This window comes from Streptomyces sp. NPDC056480, assembly GCF_042795405.1.
Lineage (GTDB): Bacteria > Actinomycetota > Actinomycetes > Streptomycetales > Streptomycetaceae > Streptomyces.
In genome coordinates this window covers 1-22,866 of the sequence record NZ_JBHTSA010000123.1, presented here as the reverse complement: position 1 = coordinate 22,866, position 22,866 = coordinate 1, and the positions used below count along the sequence as shown (strand labels likewise).

General features: G+C 67.0%; 14 protein-coding genes and 5 pseudogenes. 7 read left to right on the top strand and 12 right to left on the bottom strand.

Features of this window, described 5'->3' with window-relative positions; all coding sequences use genetic code 11:
- Window positions 1-125: 125 nt before the first annotated feature.
- Entirely contained in the window at window positions 126-920 is a 795-nt protein-coding gene (locus tag ACFQ79_RS34050) for an IS5 family transposase (protein WP_383590608.1), read from the bottom strand.
- A gap of 954 nt (window positions 921-1,874) precedes the next feature.
- Window positions 1,875-2,286: pseudogene (tnpA, locus tag ACFQ79_RS34045) on the bottom strand (IS200/IS605 family transposase); the annotation flags it as partial.
- 25 nt (window positions 2,287-2,311) lie between these two features.
- On the opposite strand from tnpA, the gene ACFQ79_RS34040 reads away from it, so the two are divergent.
- Window positions 2,312-3,535 carry an RNA-guided endonuclease InsQ/TnpB family protein gene (locus ACFQ79_RS34040; RefSeq protein WP_383590605.1) on the top strand — a complete coding sequence of 408 codons (1,224 nt, stop codon included), beginning with the start codon at window positions 2,312-2,314 and terminating at the stop codon, window positions 3,533-3,535.
- 1,945 nt (window positions 3,536-5,480) lie between these two features.
- A pseudogene (locus ACFQ79_RS34035) lies at window positions 5,481-5,884 on the top strand (transposase); the annotation flags it as partial.
- A 1,029-nt stretch (window positions 5,885-6,913) separates the two neighbouring features.
- Here ACFQ79_RS34035 and ACFQ79_RS34030 read toward each other — a convergent pair.
- From ACFQ79_RS34030 to ACFQ79_RS34015, 4 genes are all read right to left on the bottom strand, one after another.
- Complete coding sequence (locus tag ACFQ79_RS34030) at window positions 6,914-7,498, bottom strand: oxygenase MpaB family protein (RefSeq protein ID WP_383590603.1); 585 nt, start codon at window positions 7,496-7,498, stop codon at window positions 6,914-6,916.
- 261 nt (window positions 7,499-7,759) lie between these two features.
- Entirely contained in the window at window positions 7,760-7,996 is a 237-nt protein-coding gene (locus tag ACFQ79_RS34025; protein ID WP_383590601.1) for a hypothetical protein, read from the bottom strand.
- A gap of 826 nt (window positions 7,997-8,822) precedes the next feature.
- A complete protein-coding gene (locus ACFQ79_RS34020) occupies window positions 8,823-9,611 on the bottom strand; it encodes a hypothetical protein (RefSeq protein ID WP_383590599.1) in 789 nt (262 codons plus the stop codon).
- Window positions 9,608-11,476, bottom strand: coding sequence for a protein kinase (locus ACFQ79_RS34015; protein WP_383590614.1), 1,869 nt, complete (start codon window positions 11,474-11,476; stop codon window positions 9,608-9,610). The genes ACFQ79_RS34020 and ACFQ79_RS34015 overlap by 4 nt, the downstream gene beginning before the upstream one ends.
- A 230-nt stretch (window positions 11,477-11,706) precedes the next feature.
- On the opposite strand from ACFQ79_RS34015, the pseudogene ACFQ79_RS34010 reads away from it, so the two are divergent.
- Window positions 11,707-12,210: pseudogene (locus tag ACFQ79_RS34010) on the top strand (transposase); the annotation flags it as partial.
- 450 nt (window positions 12,211-12,660) lie between these two features.
- Here the strand turns inward: ACFQ79_RS34010 and ACFQ79_RS34005 are convergent.
- Window positions 12,661-13,098 (bottom strand): annotated as a pseudogene (locus ACFQ79_RS34005) (IS110 family transposase); the annotation flags it as partial.
- 249 nt (window positions 13,099-13,347) lie between these two features.
- Window positions 13,348-14,436 (bottom strand): annotated as a pseudogene (locus tag ACFQ79_RS34000) (transposase); the annotation flags it as partial.
- Between the two features lie 67 nt (window positions 14,437-14,503).
- Between ACFQ79_RS34000 and istA the strand changes: the two are divergent.
- From istA to ACFQ79_RS33985, 3 genes are read left to right on the top strand one after another with little or no spacing between them, the layout of a single operon-like run.
- Window positions 14,504-15,757 (top strand): IS21 family transposase, encoded by a 1,254-nt coding sequence (gene istA / locus ACFQ79_RS33995; protein ID WP_383590597.1) that lies wholly within the window; start codon window positions 14,504-14,506, stop codon window positions 15,755-15,757.
- 3 nt (window positions 15,758-15,760) lie between these two features.
- Window positions 15,761-16,261, top strand: coding sequence for an ATP-binding protein (locus tag ACFQ79_RS33990; protein WP_383590595.1), 501 nt, complete (start codon window positions 15,761-15,763; stop codon window positions 16,259-16,261).
- Window positions 16,186-16,563 carry an ATP-binding protein gene (locus ACFQ79_RS33985; protein WP_383590612.1) on the top strand — a complete coding sequence of 126 codons (378 nt, stop codon included), beginning with the start codon at window positions 16,186-16,188 and terminating at the stop codon, window positions 16,561-16,563. Before ACFQ79_RS33990 ends, ACFQ79_RS33985 begins: the two co-directional genes overlap by 76 nt.
- A gap of 978 nt (window positions 16,564-17,541) precedes the next feature.
- On the opposite strand, the gene ACFQ79_RS33980 is transcribed toward ACFQ79_RS33985, so the two are convergent.
- The 4 genes from ACFQ79_RS33980 to ACFQ79_RS33965 all read right to left on the bottom strand — a co-directional run bounded on the left by ACFQ79_RS33980 (window position 17,542) and on the right by ACFQ79_RS33965 (window position 22,170).
- Window positions 17,542-18,306: a transposase family protein gene (locus tag ACFQ79_RS33980; protein WP_383590609.1), complete on the bottom strand. Its 765-nt coding sequence runs from the start codon at window positions 18,304-18,306 to the stop codon at window positions 17,542-17,544.
- Between the two features lie 138 nt (window positions 18,307-18,444).
- On the bottom strand, window positions 18,445-19,311 hold the full coding sequence (locus ACFQ79_RS33975) for an IS5 family transposase (RefSeq protein ID WP_383590593.1): 867 nt from the start codon (window positions 19,309-19,311) through the stop codon (window positions 18,445-18,447).
- 453 nt (window positions 19,312-19,764) lie between these two features.
- Complete coding sequence (locus ACFQ79_RS33970) at window positions 19,765-20,787, bottom strand: hypothetical protein (RefSeq protein WP_383590591.1); 1,023 nt, start codon at window positions 20,785-20,787, stop codon at window positions 19,765-19,767.
- Between the two features lie 1,029 nt (window positions 20,788-21,816).
- Window positions 21,817-22,170, bottom strand: coding sequence for an HPP family protein (locus ACFQ79_RS33965; RefSeq protein WP_383590589.1), 354 nt, complete (start codon window positions 22,168-22,170; stop codon window positions 21,817-21,819).
- Here ACFQ79_RS33965 and ACFQ79_RS33960 point away from each other — a divergent pair.
- On the top strand, window positions 22,069-22,341 hold the full coding sequence (locus ACFQ79_RS33960; RefSeq protein WP_383590587.1) for a DUF6296 family protein: 273 nt from the start codon (window positions 22,069-22,071) through the stop codon (window positions 22,339-22,341). The two genes, ACFQ79_RS33965 and ACFQ79_RS33960, sit on opposite strands and share 102 nt — an antisense overlap.
- Window positions 22,342-22,866 lie beyond the last annotated feature (525 nt).

Genomic DNA, 22,866 nt, shown 5'->3' with positions numbered 1-22,866 from the left:
TGGTCATCAACGGACGCTGACACGGCTCCTGCCACAGACGGCTTGGCTATGTTCTCGCTGATCACAGGTGCACTCTTCCATGATCGGAGTTACACCGTTTTTCTTAGTGCCTGATTGAGAACCGGTTACGCGGTGGTGGGTTGGTGGGATGTGTGTCGGGCGAGGCGGCGTGTCATGAGGATGATCATTGACCACTTGGCCATGGCTTCGTGGTGGGCGGGCAGGCGTTCGCAGTCGCGGACGCAGCGGCGTCTGCGACAGATCCACGACAGGGTTCGCTCGACCACCCACCGTCGGGGCAGAACGACGAACCCCTGGGCGTCGTCGCTGCGTCTCACGATGCCGACGGTGAGGTCCCAGCGCTCTTTCGCCCAGGTGACGAGCTTGCCGGCGTAGCCGCCGTCGGCCCACACTCGTGTGATGTGGTGGTGGATCTGCTGCAGCCGGGAGACAAGCGGCCGGGCGCCGTCACGGTCCTGGACACAGGCTGCGGTAACCAGGACGACCAGCATCAGGCCGAGCGTGTCGACGGCGAGATGCCGCTTGCGCCCGTTCACCTTCTTGCCCGCATCCCACCCCCGGCTGCCGACGGCGACGGTCTCGGCAGCCCGTAGCGACTGCGAGCCGGTCACCGCCGCACTCGGCTCGATGCCGCGGCCCGCCTTCCGGCGGAGGCGGTCGCGCAAGGTGTCATGGAGGTCGTCGACATACTGCGCACGTTCCCAGCGGGTGAAGAAGGCATACACAGTCGGGTGGGGCGGGAAGTCGGCAGGCAGTGCCCGCCACTTGCATCCGTTGTCGACCACGTACCTGATGGCGTCGACGATCTTCCGCCGGCAGTGCTTCTCAGGCCGTCCGCCCCTGCCCCACCGCCAGGCCCGGCAGGGGCAGCAAAGGCTCGGTGACCTGCCACTCCGCATCACTCATGTCCGACGGGCAGCGCACCGGACGCGCCGGCTCACAGGCGCCCCGGCCATGGCGGCATGCCGGACACGGACAACCCGCCGAAGGGAGCGAGTTGGCATCGGACAGCCCGGAACGGTACAACGGCATGACAGGACTCCTGTGACAACGGTTTGGCTTCGCAACCGCTGTTGTTACGGGAGTCCTGCTGCTTCTGCGGACACTTCAGAGCCCCACCACGCGAACGTGACACTCCACTTACCGTCACCGGTTCTCAGTCAGGCACTTACAGTCCCGCCTCCCGCCGGGTGATCTCGAGCCTGCAGAGGACCTCAAGGAACCCAGGGCGGCCGAGTCCGCCACCGCAGGCCTGTGGCCGGGCGGGCGTCGAGGGTTTCCAGCTGACGGATAGGCGCAGGGCCTTGAATGACTACCGCAAGGCGGCGCCCCTTGCGGACGTCGGAGTTCGCGTTGGCTTCGTCGCGGACGTGGCCGCCGCGGGCGTCATCCGTCGCGCCGGGAGTCGCAGCGGTGGCGGAAGGCCGCAGCCCCTGCGTCTCGGCTGGTGCCGGGCTCAGGACCGGCCTCTGCGCCGGCAATGAGGATGCCCTTGATGATTCGGGCACGACGGGTCGCCGACGGCGAGGGCCCTCGCGCAGGCGGCCTCAGGTCAGCTCTCGCCGTACTTCTTCCGCAGACCGAGAACCTCAGGGCAGCGTGGAGCCGGCGCAGGGACGTTGGCCCTCTGGCGCCGGCCGACGGCCTCGCGGCAAGCATCGCCGGTCTCGGACGCCCGGCCGCGGCACCAGAGCGGCGGCCGCACCTGCAAAGCGGTCTCCTCTTGGCTGCAGTCGCTCCTGTCAGTGCTCTTGCTGGTCGAGGGCGGTGTGGGTCTTGACCGGTCGCCCCCGGCGCAAGCCCCGTCCTTCAGGGCGGGGTAAGCCGGAACGGTCCGCAGGGCGAAGCTGCAACGGGCGGCGCTGCTGTTCGATGTACTGCTTCACCACCGTGAGCGGTGCGCCGCCGCACGATGCGGCGAAGTAGGACGGTGACCAGAAGTGTCCGTGCATGAGAGCGTGGTTCGTCCGCCCGGTGAAGTCCCTGCGCAGGATGCGGGCCGAGACGCCCTTGAGGCTGTTCACGAGGCCGGACACGGACACCTTGGGCGGGTAGTTCACCAGGAGATGGACGTGATCACGTTCGCCGTTGAACTCAAGTCAGCTCGGCCTCGAAGTCCTCGCAGACCTTGCGCATGGCCGCTTCGCAGACGGTCAGCATCTCGTCATTGAACACGCCGCGCCGGTATTTCGTCACGAAGACCAAGTGCACATGCATCGCCGAAACTACGTGTCGGCCGCGCCGGTAGTCGCCTTCTGTACTCATAGAGCAAATTGATACGGTCATGGTCATGCAGCTTCGGTACAACTTCCGCGTGTACCCCGAGCCCATACAGCGCGCCGCGCTGGCCAGGGCATTCGGGTGCGCCCGCGTGGTTTTCAACGACGGCCTTCGGGCCCGTCAGGAAGCACATGAGGCGGAGCTGCCATACATCAAGGACAACGACTTGCAGAAGCAGGTCATCACCGCCGCCAAGCGCACCGGGGAACGTGCGTGGCTGGGCGAGGTGTCCTCGGTGGTGCTGGTGCAGTCCCTGCGGGATCTTCACACTGCCTACCGGAACTTCTTCGCCTCGGTTACCGGCAAGCGCAAGGGCCGCAAGGTCGCACCGCCGCGCTTCAAGTCCAAGCGGGACAGCAAGCAGTCCATCCGGCTCACCGCGAACGGCTTCTCCCTGCGGGACAACGGCAAGCTGTACGTGGCGAAGGTCGGAGAGCTGCGGGTCCGATGGTCGTGCACACTGCCATCCGTGTCGGCTTCGGTCACGGTCACCAAGGACGCCGCCAACCGGTACTGGGCCTCGTTCGTCGTGGACACCGGCCCGCAGTTCCTTCCCGGGCTGGACACCGAGACCGGCATCGACCTGGGCCTGTCCGCGTTCGCAGTCCTCTCCGACGGAACGAAAATCTCCGCTCCCCGCTTCCTGCGCCGGGCCGAGAAGAAGCTCAAGCGGTTGCAGAAGGACCTCAGCCGTAAAGCCAAGGGGTCGAAGAACCGGGCCAAGGCGCGTATCAAGGTCGCACGCCAGCACGCCGCGGTCGCCAGCCGGCGACGGGACTGGCACCACAAGGAATCCACGAAGATCATCCGCGGCAGCCAAGCGGTATATGTGGAAGACCTTGCGGTGTCCGGCCTCGCCCGGACCAGCCTCGCCAAGTCCGTGCACGATGCGGGCTGGTCGGCGTTCGTCAGCATGCTGGAGTACAAGGCCGCCAAGCACGGCCGGTACTTCGGCAGGATCGGACGCTTCGAGCCGACCTCTCAGGTCTGCTCGGCCTGCGGGATCAAGGACGGCCCCAAGACCCTGTCGGTCCGTGAGTGGACCTGCCAGGAGTGCGGAACCGTCCACGACCGCGACATCAACGCAGCACGCAACATCCGGGCCGCTGGACAAGCGGACCGGCCAAACGCCTGTGGAGCACCGGTAAGACGGGCATCCGCGCCCGCACAGCGCCGTGAAGCAGGAAGCCACCAGAAAGGCCAGACGGCCCAGGCTGGAATCCCCGCCCTTTAGGGCGGGGAGCACGTCAATTGACCCAGCGAACCGTCACGGGGCCGATCGGACATCAGCCTCTGCGACCGATCAGTTTCCACGGCACCGGGCAGGGGGTGCGACCGGCGTTGATGTGAATGTCCGGGCCGACGCGGCAGCCGGCCAGCAGTCATTGGAACGGCCCCGTAGCCAGCAGCTGGCACTTCCGCCGCCGGGCAGCCTGCCGCCTCCAGGTTCCTCCGTGAGCGGAGCCGCATCACTCGTTCTGCTGTCCCGAACGACGAGTGCAACACCCCTGTCCGCTATCTCCAAAGCAGTTGCATCGTTTACGACCGCACGGGTGCCGTGGACGGCTTCGCGGGCGCTTACGCCACTGCCCGATCGGCGGGTGCCCGGCATGGTCGCGATCCGGGGCGCGCACAGCGTCCAGTGCTGCTCGCAGCAGGCCTTGACAGTCGCCAGGTGCTCCTGGAACCGCCCGCCGGCGAGGCTCCAGGCCGCCCAGCATCTCCAGCCGCCGGACATGCCGGCCGGCCTTCTGCCCGCACGCGGAGCGGTGGGACCGCCTGGCCATGGGAATCGATCTTGCCTACGCTGCGGCCTTCCCCGGCCGCCGTGACCTCAGGGAGGTCCTCGAACGAAGCGTAAGCGTCGAGTATCCAGCAGATCAGCAACATAGATTATAGGTATGAGCTGCTCAAGTCGCCGGTTCAGGAAGACTCGCATGCTAGATCCGTAGTCGCTGCTCGGCACACTTGGTGCGGCAGGACCTCAGAAGCGGAAGGGTGAATATGAAGAAGGCTATTGCTGCAGGCCTTGGAGTCGTACTTACAGGTATGATTTCGTTGCTCGCGTTCAGCTCCAGTGCAAACGCTTTCGACCCGTACTTTCAATGGCCGAAGGGAGACCGCACCTTCGCGCCTCCGCCCAGCCCCTCAGGGTCTTCCTCACCCGCGCCGTAGCCCCGGCTGGCAGGCGACGGCAGGAGCGGAGCTGCGGCAGCCATCGCACTGCGCCGCCCCGCGGCCGCTGGTCTCTTCACTGTGCGAGGTACCAGCGGCCCCGGCCCGCTCAGACGGTGGCCCGGACAGGCAGGGGGCAGCTGGGCCACGCGTTCCTCCGGCGGCTGGTGCCGAACTCGTTTCCATGCCCCGGAAGTCCCTGCCCGCGAGTGGCGTTCGCCACGGGGCTCTGCGGCCAAGCAAGACCGGCCTGCGGAAGACGCAGGTTTCAGGCTGTCCCAGACCAGCGCGATCGGGGCCCTGACGTTCTGGTGGACTCCGTCGAAGCACGGCACCGCGACCCGCTCCGCCGCGGCTGCCAGAGCGTCGCCCCCCCCTCTTCCACAGCTGATGCCACTGATAAGGCAACTTCACGCTCGCCTGCAGCCGCCGTGCGTCTTCCGACGGCCTAACCTTGTCCTCGAGCGGTTCGGCCGCCTGCAATCCGTGCCGTCTCCCGGGGGCTGACGTCCTGTCGCGGTCAGCCCGCCTTCATCCGCATATCTCACGCGCTACGGATACAGTCACTCACCCGCGCCCTTCAGGAACTTCCCAGCCACTCACCCAACGAGCTGAGGCCAGTAACGCCGTGTCTCCGGCAGGGACTCAGCAGGTTGGCCAGGGACCTGCCCCAGTCGTCGCAGGCAGGGCGGATTCTGCGGGTGAGCACGCCGATGACGGAACCGATCTGGACGGGCGAGTCGTCAGCCCGGCCTGGACCTGCCGCAGGGCGTGAGTGAAGACCCCGCCGACCATGTGCTGCAGGGCTCCGGAAGACCGCGCGCCAGGAACCTGCGGTACGGATCCCGCGGACCATCGCGTTGACGGGCTGTCTGGGGCCGGCCCAGGACAGCCCGCTGTCTCAATGGAGCGGGCAACTCCCATCCGTGGCCTGTAGCCGGCCGGTTCGGCATGAGTAGCGTTCACTCTTGGGGGTGCGGGGTGGAGCTGGCAAGGTCTGAAGGATGCCGGATGATCTTGTGTCTGATGACTTGTGGGCTCGTGTTGCTCCGCTGCTTCCACCGCGACCGCCGCGACGGCGGAGGTACCCGGGACGGTTGCGGGTGGACGACCGCGCGGCCTTGCGCGGTATCGCTTACGTGCTGTGCAAGGGCGTGAGCTGGAGGAACGTTCCCGCGGAGCGGATCGGCTGCAGCGGGGTGACGTGCTGGCGGCGTCTTCGGGACTGGACTGAGGCCGGCGTCTGGCCTCGTCTGCACGAGGCCCTTCTGGCCGAGTTGCGGGCGGCGGGTCTGTTGGACCTCGACGACGCGGCAGCGGACGGGCCCTACGCCAGAGCCCTCAAAGGGGGCATCACACTGGCCCTTCGCCGGCCAGCCGTGCATATCCGGGAAACAAGCACCAACTGAATCACCGACCGGCATGGAAGCGGGGCGCAGGCGCGCGGAGGACACTCTGTGCCCGGGGGCCTTCCGGCTCTGGGCAATGCCTGAGATCACTGCCTCCCTCTCGGTCAGCCCTCCGGACTGATCCGGCAGTGCCGGACAGGCGTGCGGCTCTTGGCCGGACGCCTGGAGACGCTCTTGCATCGAGCGGCTCCAGCGGCCGGCTACTGGCGCATACGAGAATCAGCGTATTGTCTGACTTCTTCTTGTGGTGCTCACCGTGAGCTTCTTCAACTCGGGTTCGGCCGGAGGCGCTCAAGAGGGTCTGACCTGCACAGACACTTCAGGTGGGTCACCCGATCGGTGGGCAAGCTGAAGAAGCTCCGTGAGCTGAGATTTCCCGCCTGTTCCCGTGTGTGCACACATTCACCAGACCCTGTTCGTATGCCAGGCCCTCGAGCAGCAGGCCGAGAGGCCCCAGCGGGAGCACGCCTGGCGGCGCGCTGCCTCCGTGCAGTCCTGCGGCAGTGCTCAACTGCCGGGAAGGCAGATGCTCCGGCGCACGGAAAATGCTGCGCTTCAGCGACTGCGCACCGCTCAGTAGGACGTACCCTGCACAGCAAACCGCCCGTGTCTCCTCTGTACGGTCCCCATTCACGCAGGAGCCTTTCGTGTCTACTTCAAGTACTGCCGTTCACAGCATCGATGAGACAACTGCGGCACTCGAGAAAGAACTCCCCCAGCTGGAGCGGCTTCAGCAGGACCTCCACAAGGAGCTGGCCTCGGTTTCTGAACGCGTACTCTCGGTCCGTACCGCACTGACAGCTCTGCTCGCCCTGGCCGGCACACCTGCCCCGGGCACGTCACAGGAGACACCAGAACCGGCAGCAACGGAGAACGGATCCGCAGCTGAGACTTCTGAGCCGGTGGCACCGCAGGATCCCAGTCCGGTGCCCGCGCCCCGGCAGGGCCGCCGAGTCACGCTCCACCGGCGTACGTAAGGCCGTCGCATCCAGCAAGACCAGGCATAGCTGATCGGCTCAGAGTGCAGTTCACTGCGGGGCGCCGTCGAGGAGCAGCCCCAGTCGCCGCTGCCGGGCCTGCTCACCGGCCCGTTCCAGCCGGGCCCGCCCGCCCGGGCTACGGGCGACCTCCAGGGACAGCGCGAGATTCCTCAGCTGGAAGAGCGGCACTGTCCAGGGCACCCCAACCGGCAGGGAGAGATCCCCGAGGTCCGTCCTGCCGGGGAAGAACCGGAGCAGGCCGGGCAAATGGGCACGCTCAACGGCGGCGCGCACCGGGGTCAGCTGTTCACGTTCCAGCCTTCGGCGGCCATCGACGAGGGCCGCAGACAGTTCCGCGCCCGCCGGGCTGACCTTCCCCTGAGCCGGCAGCAGGTGGCAGTTGAAGGCATTCTGAGTGCGCCGCTCGTCGTCAAAGAGCCACTCAGCGTCGACGCCGAGCAGATGTCCCACGTACTTCCACAGATGCATCACGGCCCGGGACTCGGCCGGTCCGACCTGCAAGCCGAGCGCCCGCATCCCGATCAGGCAGGTGCTGTTGAGCAGGCCAAAGGTCGTGGCCATGTCGGTACGGTTGACCGGCAGCCCGAGGTGTTCCGAATCCCAGTCGGTCATTGCGCTCGAAGCGGTCGTTGATCAGCGCGCGCATCACCCTGACGTACACGGTCAGCCAGCACCCGGCGCCTTCCCGCCGCATCCTGCCAGCGCCGGTGACAGCCGCAGTCCAAGCCTCAGTCTCCCCGAGCCACCGCATCACCGTCCGCGTGGACAGCCCTCCGGTGGCGGCCAGCAGGTCCACCGGGCCGACGAACCGGTAACCGCCGATCAGCGACAGCGTCAGCAGGACGTCGCTCGACACCCGCCCGCTGCGCCGGATCACCGCGGCCCCCGCTCAGCCAGGTCGAAGTCGACCCAGTCCGGCACCGGGTCGACCAGGGCGAAGGAGCGTACGAGGGCGGACGGCGACTCGGCGACAGCGGCGATGCCCTCCTCGAGCGCCTGCCCGATCTGCGCCATGGTGACACGCTCTGAGCCCCGTTCGGCCCGCATCGCCCGCACGAGCTCCGCGCCCGGCTCATCCCGTTCGAGCATGCGCCGGCCGAGCAGATCCATGAGTTCTTCGTCCCCCTCCCGCGTACGCGGCCCGGCACACGCAGCGGTCGGGCTATGCGAGCGGTGCGCTGAGGATCGGACTGGAACCGCCGGGGGTGGGCCGGACGGTGCGAGTCGCTTCCCTCGTATGTCACCGTGTGTGGATGCTGGCACGAGCGGTTGCTCGCGTGCAATGCGCCCGCCGGGACCCCGGCGGCCGCGGCCCTCGCGGCCCGCATCTGCCGATACTCCTTCACGACCTGCGCGTACGGCTCGGCTTGCTGTGGATGCCGATGAGCGTCGTCGCGTCCTCCTCGAACCCGTACGTTCCCAGCGTCCAGCCGGCTTCACGGGCCGCCTTGCGCGACGGCCCGGATCAGGTCCTGTCCGCCCAGCCATCCTGCTCGGCACGTACACCTGGAACGTCCCGCCGTATCCGCCGGCACCTCGGGGCCGCTGCGTTCCAGGAGCGGCGCCAGCCTCTTTTGCCAGCGCCACACATCGTTCGTCCTTCGTGTACGACACCATGGACGAACCTGCCGGGCAGCGGTCACCCCGGTTCTCCAAGATTGAATTCACCGATGCCGGCTGGCCCGATGCTCCCCCGCGGCCGAAAGGCCACGGCAACGCTCTGCGCGCGGGCGGGAGGCGTGGAGGCGAAGGGCCGAGCTGGGCAGGTGTGCAAGCGGGCGAAGTTCTGGTGCAGAGGTCCCAGCCGATAGCCGCCTGGCCGAGGCTGCAACGGTCAGGAGGCGTGACAAGTAGCTGAGGAGCCTGGCTTGTCATGCGGTTGCTGCGGAAGTCCATCTGGAACTGCTCGCATTCGCACGTTTCCTGGAACGTTCCGTTACGTGCTCCCACGGCCGGGAGACGCTGCGGAATCGGCGTTGTCGTCTTCCGGTGAATTGCACTGGTAGGCGAACGAGGCAGAAGAAGAGACCTCGCCTGGAGACAGCACTTGCAGGTGCGCTTCGGCGTTGTAGGAGCCCCTGCCGCTGAAAGCCCAGCTCAGGGAGAGCGTGACGCGGGTCTGCCCGCCGGGAATGTTCTCCTGCCGGAGTCCCGAAGTCGTGCCGTCGTTACGGATCCAGCGGTACGTCAGCAGGCCGGCACCTCCGTTCGTGTGGACGGTTCCAGAGATGACTGCGTGCTCGCCACAGGCGAGTGTCTCGTGGGCCCCGGCAGAGACTGACACGCGCGTCACTTTCAGTCCCGGGCTGGCTTGTTGCGTCATCAGGTGGACGGCCAGTGCGGCAAGTACGAATGCAGAGGCCCCGAAGGACAACAGCCTCTGAAGGGTCCTGCGCCGGTGGCAGGCTCCCTTGCTCCATGAAGGCACAGCGGTATGCCTGTCTTCTGCCGGGGACAGCAGGTGCGTTTCCGGCGGGAGAGTCTGATGAAGCGTTGTGGATTCGCCCATGGCTTCGCATACGGCGGGGCCGCTGAACCAGTGGTCCTCAAGGTATGTCGGCGTGTCTTCGTCGACGGCGCCGGGCGTGCGCAGGCTGTCCCGGGAAGCGGCAGTGGACGGCGGGTTCTGGACTGTGGTAATCAGCCGAGTGAAGGAATACCGGGGCATTGTCTGCTCGTCCGGGCCGGGGGCCCGGAGCAGGCGTGGCCTGGCACGGCGTTTCATCTGACTCCTTGGCACGGGCTGGCTGCTGTGAGTCGGAACGGCCGGCTCATGTGCGCGGGCGGATCAGTTGATACGAGCACACTCCAGCGAGGGTGGCACCGGCGGGTGAGGAATTGATGAGCGGCATCGATCGTGTAGCTGGTACGGCCGCTCAGCACGAACGTCTGGGGGGCTCCGTCCTGCGATCCGGGGTTGGCTGTGGTGCTGTCACTGCTGGAGTTGTACCAGCGCACTGTGAGGGTAATGGGAGCGGTGTTTTCGGCCGTGACAACCACCTGAGCCCTGGCTGACCTGCCGCCGGCAAGCAGCGGTTCGGACACAGAGGCAAAGGTCACTGCGGCCTCAGGCGCTGGAGCATTGCTCGAGGGAGGTGCCGTTTGGTGCTCGGGGGCAGGAGGAGCGGGACTGTCCGAGAGCGTGGCTGCGGGAGGAGCGGGGCGGTCTGAGGTCGCGGCTGCGGGAGAAGGAAACGGCGGAGAAGGCGCTGGGGTCGGTGTCCGGGTGCTGGTCGGTGAGGCTTCGGAGAGACTGCTGAGGCTGCCAGCGGGACTCTCGACAGCCAGTACGCCAGGCTGCCCGGCAGACGGACCGGCAGAATGCGCGGAGGCCGCTGAAGGCAGGACCCGCGAAGGCAGCTGGTCCTCGCCAGCCACAGCGCTCGATGGGACGCCGGGCCGGGTAATCGTGACCAGCGGCATCTGCACCTGCCCCGCATCGGAGCGGCCTTCTCTGTCGACTCCAAGCATGGCGATCGCCGCGGCGCTCAGGGCAACCACGGCTGCTGCCGAAACGGCGGCCCCGACAGGGGCACGTCTGACCGGCTTTGAAGTTCCCTCTGATGCCGGACCAGGCATCCGTACACTGGTGAAAGCCGCATCCCCGGTCGCGTGGACCGGAGACTGGGTCTCTGTGCCTAGAAGCGAAAGGAGTGCTGCCAACGCCCGCTTCCCCCTGGCCTCCCACTTGCGGCCGTAAGCAGCAGCCGCCGCGGCCTCGAGTTCTTCGATGAAGGCGCGGCCGTTCTGCGGCCTCTGTTCAGGGCTCTTCGCCATGCCGCGCTCCAGTATCGGAAGCAGCTCCTGGGGTACTCCGGCCTTGGGAATCTCTGCCTCAGTGTGCTGAACTGCAAGTTCAGCCCATGTGAGCCCCTCGAAAGGCTTCCGGCCGGTGAGGCACTCGAAGAACGTCACACTCGCTGCATATATGTCGCTGCTGGGGGAGGCATGCCCTCCGTGCCATTGTTCGGGGGACATATAGGCGGGGGTTCCGGCGGTGCGAGTCGCCTCTCCCATGTAGGCCGAGATCCCGAAGTCGGTGAGCTTTGATACCCCCTCGGCTGTCACCAGAACGTTCTCGGGCTTGTAGTCGCGGTGTACCAGACCCCTGTCGTGGACCGCAGCCAGGCCCAGCAGTGATCCCTTCAGAATGACGAGCGCCGCTTCAGGCAGAGCCGGCCCCTGGGTGCGGAGCAGAGATCGCAGACTGGCTCCCCGGACAAGTTCCATGACGATCGCTGCACCCTGCGGAGTCTCAATGTAGTCGTGCAGCCGTACGACATGCGGTGAGCTGACCGCAGAGAGCATGCGCGCCTCGGCTCGCAGGATGCCACGGAGGCTCTCGTTCCTCAGGGTGTCGCCGAGGTACTTGATTGCGACGCCTGCGCCGGTTCTCAGGTCGGCAGCTTCCACCACCCGCCCAGTAGATCCAGTCCCGAGCAGGCAGATGAACGCATAGCCGGGCACCGCCCAAGTGCTGTCTGCGCCGTTCGAGACTGCCACTGCTGCCGCACCTTCTGACCGATCCGCGAGTACCTTGCGCCCGACATGAACACCAACCGCAAGAGCGGAACAGGCAATGCATGTCATGATCCGTCTTGCGTTGCAGCAGCGGATGAGCATCTTGCACTCATCTGCCCGCACGTACGGCGTCTCGTATCCGGCCAGCTGAACCGTTCCGGGATGGATCTCAGATGCTGGTTGCAGCTGCGGCCCGGGGGCTCGCGGTGCCAGGTAGTGGCTGGTTCCGTGTTCGGCGGACGGGATGTGCGCTGTCTCGCCGTGGAACCGGCTGCGGCTCCGCCGGCCGGTCTGCACGGCGTGTCGAGCGCCTGCCAGGCAACCGCGAACCGAAACCAGTCTGGCTGTGGTCCTCCGCAGCCTCAGCCACCTCGGCGGACGTGGACCGGTGGTGGCAGGCCTTTCTCCGCCGCTTCGACCTGGAACACACCTTCCGGCTGATGAAACAGACCCTCGGATGGACCACACCGAAGATCCGCCGCGCCGCGACCGCCGATCTGTGGACCTGGCTGATCATCGCCGCACATACCCAGCTCTGTCTCGCACGTCCCCTCACCGAAGACCTCCGGCGTCTCTGGGAACGACGAACTGAACCCCGTCGCCTCACACCTGCCCGGGTCAGGCGGGGGTTTCGCAACGTCCGCGCGACCACGGCCCGCCCGGCAGCCGCACCGAAACCCTCCCGACCCGGCCCCGGACGTCCCCCGGGACCGAAGAACAAGCACCGGGCCAGCCACCACAGCGTTGGCAAGACCGTCAAACGCGCCGAGTCGATCAAGGAACATCAAGCCCGCAGAGGTTAAACGGCAAGCTATAATCAGCGGCCGAGTCGTCGTGAGACTCCGGGCGGCCAGGTGAGGCGAACCATCAAGGGCAACCAACTGAAAGCCACACCCGGAGTCTCTGGGCCTTACGACGGCCCGTCCAACCCGCCAACAACGCAGGACCAACTGACACGACGTCTTTCAGGTCACGTCCGTCCGGCGGCAGCGCTTGCTGCATGCCCTGCCGGGCATGCGACAGATCAACGCCAGGACACCCGCAGGGTCAGTCATAGCAAGAGTCAGACCACCTCGGCCGGGGCTACCTAATCCTTGCGGGATCCGGTGAGAAAAGACTGACAGTCAGGGCCGCTTTCCACCCTCCCCGGCGCCTCCCGGATCAGGCTGCCCTCAGCTTCGCTGGACTGCTGCGACAGCCCAGCGGTGGAGTCCTTCCACCTCAACTCGGTCACACAGCGCCTCGTGGCGCACCAGGCCGTCGTCGAACCCGACGATCATCTCCAGCTCGGCGACCGTCTCATCCTCACGGTCGACGGCCCGCAGCGTGTGGGGCATCGCGCGGGCCGCGTCCGCGATGATGAACGCGTCCCTGACGTCCGTCTTCGCCTCACCGGGATAGAGGCCGGCGATCCGCCGCATCGTCAGCCCGGGCAGGTAGGCCACGGGGCAGCCCATGTCGCGGGCGACCGCCAGCGGCAGGACACCGGTCGAGGCCGGCTGGTCGACCACGACCAGCACCGTTCCATGCCTGGCCTGGAGCTTGGCGAACAATTCGCGGAGCTTGGGTTCGGTGTCGGGAAGCCGTTTGCCGAAGGCTTTCTTGCCGGTCGGAGTCACGGCGGTGGCGTGGTGTTCGCCCTTGCCGACGTCCAGGCCGAGGAAAACGTCGATGCCGCCGGCGCCGATCACGCGCAGGCCCCTCCATCACGCTTTCGTCCGGCCTTGCCTCGGCACCGAGCTGCCGCATCCACGCTACGGAGAGCTCTTCCGGCTGGGTGAAGCCGGTGCTCAAGCCCCTCATCAGCGGTCCGTCGACGCCTCCGAGCCAGGTGACACACCCCGGATCATGAACAACAAGGGGGGGGAAGTCATGCCGGACCCGAAGGCCGGAGGCCCCACTACGGAGCCACGAAAAAGACATCCGATGGGGTTAGTAGGTCAAGCCGCGATGCTTAGTTCGAGCTTGGGCGCCGTGGGGAAGGCGGAGGTCTCGCTGTAGGGCATGCCGTTGGCGAGACAGTGGTGGAGGCAGCCCAGGAGCCGGTTGTAGAGGTTGCGCTGGGCGGAGGTGTGGCGGTCGCCGGTTTCGCGTCGGCGGTCATAGTGAGCTCTGGCGCCGGGTGAGGCGGTGAGGGATGCGAAGGCCCAGACGTAGCCGACTGCGGCCAGGCACTGGTTCTTGACCCGGCGGACCATGACCACGTGGCTCTTGCCTGAGGCGCGAGTGACGGGTGCTGATCCGGCATAGGCCTTGAGCGCCCTGGCATCGGCGAAGCGGCTGCGATCGTCGCCGATCTCGGCCAGGACCCGGGCTCCGCTGAGCGCGCCGAGGCCCGGGAAGCTGGTGATGACCGCTGCGTCTGGGTGCTGCTCGAACAGCTCGACCGAGGCTTCGGCAAGGCTGTCCGCGGCTGTGCAGGCGGCCTCGAACTTTCCCAGCAGGGCCATGGCCTGGCGGCCCATCGCGGTCTCGACGAGCGGGAGCTGGCGCATCTGCGGAACACGCAGCGCGGCATGCAGGCGCTCGACCTCGGCCTCGATGCCGCGCTGGCGGCCGGCGCGCTTGAGTACCGCCTTCAGCTGGATTCGGCTGAGCCGGGCGGCTTGCCGGGGAGTCGGTGCGGCGGCCAGCAGGGTGCGGGCCAGCGGCGCGTTGAGGCCCCCTGTGATCGGCTGGGCGGCGGCGAGGTAGCCGGGGAAGTACTCACGCAGGTGGGAGCGGAGCGTGTTGCCGGCCTGCGTGCGGTCCCAGACGGCATCCTGCTGGGCGCGGGCCAGGACTGCGATGGCCTGGGCGAGCTCGCTGTCGGCTGGCAGCTGGCGGTGCGCGTCTGCGTCAGTGCGCAGGATGTTCGCCAGCACCATTGCGTCGAGGTGGTCGGACTTCTTGCGCGAGACCGTGTGGCGCTCGCGATAGCGCGCGGCTGCCATTGGGTTGACGGCGTAGACGGGGCGGCCGGTGGACCTGAGACAGGCGACCAGCAGACCGCGAGAGGTCTCGATCGCCACCGGTATCTGATCACCGTGTCGTTGCTCCCGTAAGAATGACCCCCAGGTGCTCCCGCAGAATTAACCCCCCTTGATCATTTGGAGGGTGCTGAAAGTGGAGGACTGGGCCGAGATACGCCGTCTGCACCGGGCGGAGGGTGTGCCCATCAAGGAGATCGCGCGGCGGTTGGGGGTGGCCCGGAACACGGTGCGGGCGGCGTTGAACTCCGACCGGCCGCCTGTGTTCGAGCGGGCCCCGCGGGGTCATGTCGCGGACAGGTTCGAGCCGCAGATGCGGGCTCTGCTGCAGGAGTGGCCGACGATGCCGGCGCCGGTGATCGCCGAGCGTATCGGCTGGCCGTACTCCTCGGCGCCGCTGCGCAAGCGACTGGCGCTGATCCGGCCGGAATACCTGGGGATCGACCCGGTCGACCGGGTCACCTATGAGCCCGGCGAGGTCACCCAGTGCGATCTGTGGTTCCCGGAGACGAAGGTCCAGGTCGGCGCCGGGCAGGAACGGATACTGCCCGTGCTGGTCATGACCTTGGGATTCTCCCGCTGTTTGTCCGCGGTGATGATCCCCTCGCGGCAGGCCGGAGACATCCTCTCGGGCATGTGGCAGCTGATCCACGAGATCGGCCGGGTCCCCAAGACGCTGGTCTGGGACCGGGAAGCGGCGATCGGCGGCAGCGGGAAACTCACCGCGGCGGCCGCGGCGTTCGCCGGCACTCTGGCCACCAGGATCAAGCTCGCGCCGCCCCGCGACCCCGAATACAAGGGGATGGTCGAGCGGAGCAACGGCTGCCTGGAGACCTCGTTCCTGCCCGGCCGGCAGTTCGCCTCCCCATCGGACTTCAACCAGCAGCTGCAGCAGTGGCTCATCAAGGCGAACTCCCGCACGGTCCGCTCGGTCCAGGGCCGCCCGGTCGACCTGCTGGAGCGGGACTACCTGTCGATGACACCGCTGCCGCCCCTCGATCCGCCGACCGGCCTGAGCTCGAGGATCCGGCTCGCCCGGGACTACTACGTCCGGGTCGACGCCGGCGACTACTCGGTCGACCCGCAGGTCATCGGCCGGTTCGTCGACGTCACCGCCTCTCTCGAGGAAGTGGTGGTGTTCTGCGACGGCCAGATCGTCGCCCGCCACGAACGGTCCTGGGCCAAGCAGGCGGTGGCCACCGATCCCGCCCATGCCGCCACGGCCAAGCGGATGCGCCAGGCCCTGGCAGAAGACCGGCAACGGCGCCAGGCATCAACCCGCCGGCACCCCGACGGCCATGCCGTCGCCCTTCGGGCCCTGCCCGACTACGACGCCCTGTTCGGCGTCGACTTCGACCAGCCGTCAACGAAAGCAGAGTGACACGTGAGCTCGACCGCCCTGACCACGGCGACGAAGGACGGCCTGCCGTCCATGATCGCCTACCTCACCCGGGTCCTGAAGACCCCCACAATCGGGGCCTGCTGGGAGGACCTGGCCGCCCAGGCCCGCGATGAGAACTGGTCCCACGAGGAGTATCTGGCCGCCCTGCTGCAGCGGCAGGTCGCCGACCGGGAGTCCAAGGGCAACGTGATGCCGATCCGCACCGCCCACTTTCCGCAGGTCAAGACCCTTGAGGACTTCAACCTCGACCATTTGCCCTCGATGCGCCGGGACGTCCTCGCGCACTTGGCGACCGGGACGTTCGTCTCGAAGGCGGAGAACGTGGTCCTGCTCGGCCCGCCCGGGATCGGCAAGACACATCTCGCCATCGGCCTCGGGGTCAAGGCGGCCCACGCCGGCCACTCGGCCTGTTCGACACCGCGAGCAACTGGATCACCCGCCTCGCCACCGCCCACCAGGCCGGCCGCCTCGAGGCCGAGCTGAAGAAGATCCGCCGCTACCGGCTGATCATCATCGATGAGGTCGGCTCCATCCCCTTCGACCAGGACGCCGCGAACCTGTTCTTCCAGCTGATCGCGTCCCGCTACGAACAGGGCTCCGTGATGGTGACCTCGAACCTCCCCTTCGGACGCTGGGGAGAGACCTTCTCCGACGACGTCGTCGCAGCCGCCGTGATCGACCGGCTCGTCCACCACGCCGAGGTCCTCACCCTCACCGGCGACTCCTACCGCACCCGCCAACGACGCGAACTCCTCGCCAAGGAGAACCGCACACACCGCGACTGAACCAACCCCAGGGGGTCAAATCTGCGGGAGCATTGACAAAGCCGATGGTGTCGTCGTGTTCGGCCAGGAGGTCGAGCAGCTGTTACAGGCCGGCCGCGTCATCGCCTGTCCGGGCCCGTCCGAGGAGCTTGCCGTCGCCGTCGACGAGGGCGACGTCGTGGTGGTCGCTGGCCCAGTCGATCCCGCAGAACACCCTCATGCGCGTCTCTCACGCCCTTCTGTCCGATGTGTATATCCGCTGGTCAAGACCAGTGCGGAGGCACGCGACTCCCTAATGGAAGGGCTCTGGGCCCGTCATCCGATTGGTCGTTCGTGACCCCAGCTGACCGCAGGGGCCTCGGTCTGTGCAGGAGCTCGAAGGCGTCCCGGCGAAGTGAGAGGTTCACCCGGCAGAGGGCTCGGACCACGAACGTCAACGGCCTGATCATCCGATTGGTTCCGGTCGAGAGAAGCGCGCGGCAGAGCAGGTTGGCCTTGACGCCGCTCTCACTACCGCGGGCCCGCGGTGGCAATCGGCCAGCACCCGGGGCCAAGTCTTGACCGAGTGCTCAAGGGCTCCGGGGGGTGTGTATGGCTCACCGGATGCTGGCTGATCGCCACCGCGGTGAAGCCGATGGCCGCGATCTTTTTCGAGGTCTCCTGGACCGGGTAACGGGTAGCAGTCCACCGGCTTCATCCCCCAATAGGTAACGGGGGCTGTGTCAGTCGAAGTCCACGCGTGCCTCACCGACGCCCTGCGGGACGTTCCCGTCACACGAGGAACTGGCCGCGCTCGATGCGGGCGGTGCTCTTCGAACTCCCCGACGAGTGGATCGCCTTCCCCTGCCGCTACCTACCCGAAGGCAGCATGACCGAGTTCTTCCCCGAGCTCCCCGAAAGCCCCGCGCTACCCACACCACCAACAAGCCCACCGCAAAATCGGCTACACCACGAAGGGGGAAATGACTATCTGACGCATAAGCACTGACTGAGCCTCTTTCATCCTGAATAGCTGCAGGTCAGCAGGGTGTGGACGGCTTGGATGACGGTGCCGATGCGGCGGGTGGAGCATCGGGCTCGACGGAGGATCCGCCAGGACTTCAGCTGCGCGAAGGCCCGTTCCCCAGGAGCCCTCAGCCGTGAGTGGTCGCGGTTGAACTGCTGGTAGCGCTCGGGCTGTTCGCGGTGGTTCTTGTACGGAGTGCGGACGGTGGCGCCGGCGCCCTGGTAGGCGCGGTCGGCCAGCACGAGGATCTGCCGGGTCAGGCAGGCCTGCACGATCCCATGGGCCCGGGCCGCGGTCAGGTCGTGAGTGCGGCCCGGTGCCGCGCGGGAGAACCACAGCGGTGTGCCGTCGGGCCGGGCGATGACCTGCACGTTCATGCCATGCCGGCGGTGCTTCATCGAGTAATACGGCTCGTCGGCTGCGATCCGGTCGATGGGGATGAGCGTGCCGTCGACGATCACGTGGTCGCCCTCGCCCAGGCCGGTCAGGGCCTCGTGCAAGCCCGGCGCCCACGCCGCGAGGACGTCGGGGGGCTCGCTGGCATAGCGCCAGGCTGTGGCTGCCGAGACGCCGGAGCCGACTGCCAGGGCGGGCAGCGTCTCGTTCTTGCGCAGGTGCACCAGTACGAGCAGGGCCTGGCGGAAGCAGCCGAGCTTCCGCCATCGCGGGCGACGTTCACACCTTCGTGCGCAGATGAGCCAGGAAACGTGCTCAACCAGCTCACGCGGGACATCAGCCGTGGCACGGTACGGGACCAGGCGAGGCTCCCCGGACGATGCGTGGTGCGTAGAGAACACCACCGCAACGACCAGGAGCCCCGCCTCGTTACACACCCCTGCTGACCTGCCATTTCACCCCACAGCGACAGGACGAAAACGGCTCAGAGACCATTCGAATCAGATGCTGGTGGGTATGCCCGTTTGCGTGCCGGTTCGGTAGGTCGTGATCGCGGAGGTTCCGGTGGCTCTGCGGAGCATGAGGCCGGTCATGGTCCAGTAGATCTGGGCTTCGGAGGAGTGGGTGGTGGCCTCGACGTCCTGGGCGAGACGGCGGGACCGGGAGAGCCATCCGAAGGTCCGCTCGGACTTCCATCGCTGGGTTAGCGGGGTGAATCCGCAGGTGGCGAGGCCTTTGGTGGTGATCTCGAGCTTGATATCGAGGCAGACACCCCGGGACCGGAGGCCCCCGTAGGCGCCGTCGGCCCAGGTTTTCACCACCGTGGGGTGTGCGTCGTGGACATCGTCGAGGAGGACCTGCCCGCCGTGGCGGTCGTGGATGTTCGCGGCGGTGACGATCACGGCGAGCAGCAGGCCCATGGTGTCGGCGATGATGTGCCGTTTTCGGCCCTTCACCTTCTTCCCGCCGTCTGTGCCGACCGTTTCCGAACCGGCGCTGAAGGAGGATTTCACGGACTGGGAGTCCATCACCGCGGCCGTCGGCTCCCTGGCCCGGCCGGCCCTCGAGCGGACCTCGGCCCGTAACAGGTCGTGGATCCGCTTCGTCGTGCCGTCCTTGATCCACAGCGAGTAGTAGTAGAACACCGAGGTAGCGGGCGGGAGATCGTGAGGCAGCAGGTCCCACTGGACCCCGGTGCGGTTCACGTACAGGATCGTGTTCACGATCTCCCGCAGAGTGTGTTTCGGCGGACGGATCTTCAAGCCGGCCGCCGTGCGCTCGTTCCTCCAGGCGGTGAGGACAGGCTTGATCAACTCCCACTGGGCATCGGTCAGATCAGTGCGATACGCACGACGGGGCTCGCTCACCCAACCGGTCTACCGCACCCTGAGAGACCTCCGCAGGTAAACCCGAAACGCCACCAATCGCCACACCACCAGCAGACCCGGCAAACCACATTCGAATGGCCTCTCAGTGACAACAAGCCCGCGAATCAGATGACAAGCACCGCTGAGAATCCGGCGCCGCGCCGCAGGCCGGCCGCCGGCCCCGGTGTCATCTATCGCTGCGAGGCACACCAGCGCCAGGGGCGACGGTCGCGGCCGGGTGGTGACGTCACCAGGTTTCTCCCCAGGTCAGGTCAGGTCAGGTCAGGTCAGGTCAGGTCAGGTCAGGTCAGGTCAGAGCACGTTGAGGACCTGGAGCTCACCGATGGCCAGGCTGGTCGCGCTCTGGCGGGCGGCGGTGACCTTGCCGGTCTGCCCCGCCCCGAACCCTCTCGGATAACCGGCTGAGGGTGTCGGACCCGTCGGGCCCCGAGGTCAAACGCTCCAGCACCAAGACAGTGCGGGGTAGGGAGGCGGGGCCGTTGATGATGGAGTTTCGGCATAGTCCTGTGCCATGTCTCCAGCGTATTCATACCATTCGTGCCGAACAAACTTCTCGTACACGATGGTCGCCCTCAGTATCCTGGCCACATTACTGATGTGATGGCGCAGGGAATCTGGGATGTCTTGATTGATGATCCGGTCATGGAGTTCGGCGAACCTGTACATGAGACTGTCCATGAGTCCCACCGAGTGGGAGATTGCCTCTGCCTCTGTGCATCCCGTTTCGTTGATGAGGTGGGGGATGAAATTGCATTGCCCTTTCGACGCGTCCAGCCGAAAGCCCCTCGCGTCGTTGCGTACCCCTGTCCACGTCAGTGCCAGGCAGCGCAGGGCGCGAACGTCGGGCCGCATCAGCAGATCATTCGGCACCTTCCATCCGTGAGCCAGGTCTGCCGCGATCAGGACGGAGTGCATGTTCAACGACCTCGCCCTCATGGTCAGGTACGTATTGACATCGAGGAATTTCTGCACACCGATCCAACATTCGAGCATGTTTCCGCGCCAGTCGTCGCGTACGGTTTGAATCCACCGCCGGTACTGGGTGGGTGTCCCCAGCGCTTGAATCTGAGGGAGCACGTCCTCCAGGGCGGCCATGAAGTGGGGGTAGGAGTCGAGAATTTTGGCGTCCGGCACCTCATAGGTGTGACTCATCCGAACAATGAGGTCCATGAACCGCCCGGCGTCCCCGAGGAAAGGCTCCCAGCATTCGACCAGCGCGGTAATGATTTCATTGTGCTTCATGAAAAGGAGGATTCGTTCAGTGTCGGCATCCGGCCAAGCCGGCCCAAACCACCAGGAGCTTTTCATTCCATGCATCGCCGCCTGATACTCGGCGCTGGGGTAGAGATCGTAGCGCTCACCCCAGGCCAGGGATTCCTGCTGGATCTCATCCGTCAGGGGATGTAGACCGGGCGCGGGAAATGGGCAGTACAGGGCGGGGAGTTCAACGTCCATGGTCTTGCCCTCTCAGGTGTGGGGGATGCGCTCAGCGGAATAGTCGCAGGTCATGGTCTGGTCTCAGCGATGATCCTGCTGATGCGGTTGGGGTGGGGTAGCGGGCCCGCCGTAGGGTCCGCCAGGTTTTCAGCTGGGCGAAGGCGCGTTCGTCGGGGGGCTATCGTTCAATTTCTGAGCGCGCGAGCTAATGCGTCTCGTTTGGGCGGGGTGCCGTGCCCCATGGCCTTTCGGCACGGCACAACTCGACTATAACTATGCGTCAAGTAAGAGGCTGATGCCGCGCTGGCGCATGGTCAGATTGTCCGGTGCCGAGAGGCCGCGGTGACCTGCATCGACGGCACGCGGGTCACACACCCGCCCCAACGGGACGCACCGGCTCGCCACGGCTTGAATCAGCCCTGCTCAATCCCCTGACCTGCTCCGATGCGGCTGACCGGCGGCTTTGACTACTGCAACACATCTGTCCGGGATGCGGAAGTCAGGGAGCGGGTGCAAACATATTCGGTATCCGGATGGCCGCCGTACCGTGCGAAGTCCACGCCGAGCACACGACGGTCAAGTCACTGTCCGAAAACGCGAGACCCCTCAGCCGCCCAGGGCTGATTCAAAGTCGCCGGCCGGCCGCACCGGCGCAGGTCTGGGGATCGGCTCTCAGTGCGGCACTGATGTCCAGCTGGCGTCTAGTCAGGTTTCATCGTGCAGGGAGGCAGCCGTGACCCGCGCCGACGGCGTCCGGGCCCGCGCACCCACCCAACGAGACGCATCGGCTCGCCACGGCTTTGAATCAGCCCTGCTCAGTCGCCCGTGCCGGAATCGGCCAGACCGGCTCCACGCCGGGTCAGCGCAGCGCGCACCGCTCCTTTGCCGCCGCGGGCGCCCAGGAGTAAGGCACCCGGGGCGCACCCGGACCCCGGCGCGCACTCACGACCACGGGAAGAGGGCGTACGTCCTCCTCGCGGGGCGCACTCTGGCGTGTGCGCTGGGCCGGAGCGGCTCACCACCGTGCGCCGGACGCGGCGTACACGGTCAGTACGAGCAGGACCGCGGACCCGAGAGCAGGGGGACGAACCTGCCCGGCGCGGGCTCCTGGAGGACGATGACGACGGCAGTGGCGCAGGCAGGCGAGTGCGGGATCCGGGCAAGCGTCGTCAGAGCGAAGGTGACACCGGCGGCCAGGGCGGCGGCCCATGCGCTGGCGTGCGCCGCGAGGTGGCGGCACTCTAACCAGCGGGTTCTCGACCGGGGGCGCAGCCGGGGCTTCGGCGTAAAGTGAGCGGAATGAGTCCACTCCGATACGAGCTGGTGTTCTCCGAGGACACGGGTTCGGCCAAAGACGTCGTGATCGTCGAGCGCACCTCTTCCAAGGGGCCCGGCGGCCATCCGGTCTACGCCGACCCCACCGGCATCATCCGAGCGGAGATCAGCGACCACAACGAGGTGCGCATCCTCGCCTCAGGCGGGCACCAGGACCCAGCCCAGCACGTCCTGGCCCGGCGACTCACCGAAGCCGATCCCAGAGATTCCGCCGGGCCCTCCACCTCCGCGGCCTGACCGTTACTTCATCCGGCCGGTCTGCCGGCAAGCACGCTCCGCGTTCGGGCAAAGGCACCTCACGATCCCGCTCGGCCATGAGGCCAGAGGCGGACAGGGCTGCCGGGGCCGGGCGTAGCCGCGCGACCACCATCTCATCCGGCACGCGGCCTCCGCCACGACGTACGGGTCCGGCCCACCGAAGCGGCTCATGGCCTGGCCATACCCATCCTCGTTCGACAGGGCGCGCCACCAGGCGTCGCGCCAGGTGTCGCTGGCCCGCGGTTCGTCGTGGTGCCGCTGGAGCCCGCCATCCGGTTGCGGAAGGTGTTCGTCTGGCGGGTGGGCACCCGGCGGAGTGCGCCGTTGCGGGCGTTCCTAGACCTGTGGACGGAGCCGTCCCACCGACCGGGCGCGTTACGCCGCCCCCTTGATCAGGCGGCGTCGCCCATGGGGGTGTGCGCCGCGGGCAGCCCCGCCGTGCGCAGGACCCTGCGGGCCGCGTCGACGGCGAACACCTCGCAGTGCGGCCGCCCGGCCGCACTG

Bases quoted from the DNA above. Each gene is read 5' to 3' on its own strand.
- ACFQ79_RS34020 (WP_383590599.1), bottom strand. From the start codon at position 9,611: ATGAAACGCCGTGCCAGGCCACGCCTGCTCCGGGCCCCCGGCCCGGAC.
- ACFQ79_RS33965 (WP_383590589.1), bottom strand. From the start codon at position 22,170: ATGGCCGCCGGGCCCCTTGGAAGAGGTGCGCTCGACGATCACGACGTC.
- ACFQ79_RS34030 (WP_383590603.1), bottom strand. From the start codon at position 7,498: ATGACCGACTGGGATTCGGAACACCTCGGGCTGCCGGTCAACCGTACC.
- ACFQ79_RS34015 (WP_383590614.1), bottom strand. From the start codon at position 11,476: ATGACATGCATTGCCTGTTCCGCTCTTGCGGTTGGTGTTCATGTCGGG.
- ACFQ79_RS34050 (WP_383590608.1), bottom strand. From the start codon at position 920: ATGCGGAGTGGCAGGTCACCGAGCCTTTGCTGCCCCTGCCGGGCCTGG.
- ACFQ79_RS34040 (WP_383590605.1), top strand. From the start codon at position 2,312: ATGCAGCTTCGGTACAACTTCCGCGTGTACCCCGAGCCCATACAGCGC.
- ACFQ79_RS33960 (WP_383590587.1), top strand. From the start codon at position 22,069: ATGAGTCCACTCCGATACGAGCTGGTGTTCTCCGAGGACACGGGTTCG.
- ACFQ79_RS34025 (WP_383590601.1), bottom strand. From the start codon at position 7,996: ATGGATCTGCTCGGCCGGCGCATGCTCGAACGGGATGAGCCGGGCGCG.
- ACFQ79_RS33970 (WP_383590591.1), bottom strand. From the start codon at position 20,787: ATGGACGTTGAACTCCCCGCCCTGTACTGCCCATTTCCCGCGCCCGGT.